This is a genomic window from Streptomyces sp. SID486 (assembly GCF_009865385.1).
GTDB lineage: Bacteria > Actinomycetota > Actinomycetes > Streptomycetales > Streptomycetaceae > Streptomyces.
In genome coordinates this window covers 1-2,578 of record NZ_WWJT01000026.1, presented here as the reverse complement: position 1 = coordinate 2,578, position 2,578 = coordinate 1, and the positions used below count along the sequence as shown (strand labels likewise).

Below are 2,578 nucleotides of genomic sequence, written 5' to 3'. Positions count from 1 at the left end.
CCTGCATCAGCCGGCCGCGGGCGGCGACCAGGGCGACCGCGTCCGTCAGGTCGAGGACCCCGGCGACGTGTGCGGCGACGACCTCGCCGACGGAGTGCCCGGCGAGCAGGTCCGGGCGGACACCCCAGTGCTCCAGCAGCCGGTACAGGGCGGTCTCGAAGGTGAACAGGGCGGCCTGCGTGTACACGGTCCGGTTCAGCGGCGACGTGGCGGGGTCGGTGTCCTCGTCGTGCATCACCTCGCGCAGCGGACGGTCCAGGTGGGTGTCGAAGGCGGCGCAGATCTCGTCGAAGGCCGCGGCGAACACCGGGAACGCGGCGTGCAGGGTGCGGCCCATGCCGGGGCGCTGGGAGCCCTGGCCGGAGAACAGCAGGCCGAGGCGGCCGGGTTCGGGGGCCGCCACGGCGGGCCGGCTGCCGTCGGCGACGGCGCGCAGACCGGCCAGCAGTTCGTCGCGGTCGCGGCCGGTGACCGCGGCCCGGTGGGGGAAGACGGTTCGTGTGGTGGCCAGCGAGTGGCCGACGTCGTACGGGTCGAGGTCGCCGGCGACCGCGAGGAGCCGCTCCGCCTGGCGCCGGACGGCGTCGGGTCCCTTGCCGGACAGCACCCACGGTACGACGGGCAGCGCGGCGCGTTCCGGGGCGGCCGCGGCGGCTTCGACGGGGGGTGCCTGCTCCAGGATGGTGTGGGCGTTGGTGCCGGAGATGCCGAAGGAGGACACGCCGGCCCGCCGGGGGCGTCCGTCGGGGGTGTCCCAGGGGCGGCCCTCGGTGAGCAGCCGGACGTCGCCGGCGCTCCAGTCGACGGCGGTGCTGGGCTTCTCGGCGTGCAGGGTGCGCGGCAGGGTGCCGTGGCGCATCGCCATGACCATCTTGATGACGGCGCCGACGCCGGCCGCGGCCTGCGGGTGGCCCATGTTGGACTTGATGGAGCCGAGCCACAGCGGCTGGTTCTCCGGCCGGTCCTGGCCGTAGGCGGCGATGACGGCCTGGGCCTCGATGGGGTCGCCGAGGGTGGTGCCGGTGCCGTGCGCCTCGACCGCGTCGATGTGGTGGGGGGCGAGCTGTGCGTCGGCGAGGGCCTGCCGGATCACCCGGACCTGGGCCGGACCGCTGGGGGCGGTCAGGCCGTTGGAGGCGCCGTCCTGGTTGACGGCCGAGCCGCGCACCACGGCCAGCACCTCGTGGCCGTTGCGCCGGGCGTCGGACAGCCGCTCCACGAGCAGCATGCCGGCGCCCTCGGCCCAGGCGGCGCCGGCGGCGTCGTCGGAGAAGGAGTGGCAGCGGCCGTCGGGGGACAGCGCGCGGCGCTCGCTGAACTCGATGAACATCTCGGGGCTGGCCATGACGGCGGCGCCGCCCGCCAGTGCCAGGGAGCACTCCCCCTTGCGCAGTGACCGGATCGCCGAGTGCAGTGCCACCAGGGAGGAGGAGCAGGCGGTGTCCATGGTGACCGCGGGGCCCTCCAGGCCCAGGGTGTAGGCGATGCGGCCGGAGACGATGCTGCCGGAGATGGTGCCGCCGGTGTAGTCGTGGTGCATGAGGCCGACGAAGACACCGGTGGCGGAGCCCTTGACCGTGGTGGGGTCGATGCCCGCGCGCTCGAACGCCTCCCAGGTGACCTCCAGCAGCAGCCGCTGCTGCGGGTCGGTGCCCGGCGCGTCCTTGGGGCTGATGCCGAAGAACGCGGGGTCGCACTCGGCGGCGTCGTGCAGGAACCCGCCGTGGCGGACGTAGGTCTTGCCGGGGGCGCCGGGCTCGGGGTCGTAGATCGCCTCGACGTCCCAGCCGCGGTCGGTGGGGAACTCGGTGACGACGTCGACGCCCTCGTCGACGACGCGCCACAGGTCCTCGGGGGTGCGCACCCCGCCGGGGTAGCGGCAGCCCATGCCGATGACGGCGATGGGCTCGCGGTCCTGCTCCTCCAGTTCCCGTACGCGGCGGCGGCTGCGCTCCAGCTCGGTCGTGGCCCGCTTGAGGTAGTCGCGGAGCTTGCCGGCCGTGGCCGAGTCTTCCATCACTGGGCTCCCAGTTCGTTGTCGATCCTGGCGAAGAGTTCGTCGTCGCTGGCGTCCCGGAAGTCCTCCGGCGACTCGGGCGCGCTGTGCCGTCCGTGGGCGTCCTGCCAGCTGCGCAGCAGCGCTTCGAGGCGCGCGGTGACGCGGGTGTGGCTGCCGTCCTGGTCGGGCAGGGCGTGCAGGGCCGCTTCGAGGCGGTCCACCTCGGCCAGCGCGGACCGGGCCCGGTCGGCCGGTCCGGGCACCAGTGCGGTCCTGAGGTGGGTGGCGAGGGTGAGCGGGGTGGGCTGGTCGAAGACGAGCGTGGCGGGCAGGGTGAGGCCGGTGGCGCCCGCGAGGAGGTTGCGCAGTTCGACGGCGGCGAGCGAGTCGAAGCCCATCTCCTGGAAGGCGCGCTGCGGGTCCACCGACTCGGGCGAGGGGTGCCCGAGCACGCCGGCGACGTGCGTGCGGACCAGCTCCAGCAGGGCGCGGTCGCGGTCGGCGTCGGACAGCGGTGCGAGCCGGTCGCGCCAGGAGCCGGGGGCGCCCGTGCCGGGTCCGGCACCGCGCCGCCGGGCG

General features: G+C 75.1%; 2 protein-coding genes. Both read right to left on the bottom strand.

Annotated features, from left to right (window positions below; translation table 11 throughout):
* On the bottom strand, positions 1 to 2,017 hold a 2,017-nt coding region (locus GT045_RS01085), incomplete at its 3' end, for a type I polyketide synthase (protein ID WP_161332994.1).
* Positions 2,017 to 2,578 (bottom strand): phosphopantetheine-binding protein (locus GT045_RS01080; RefSeq protein ID WP_237538256.1); only part of this gene is annotated, 562 nt, incomplete at its 5' end. The genes GT045_RS01085 and GT045_RS01080, both read right to left, overlap by 1 nt.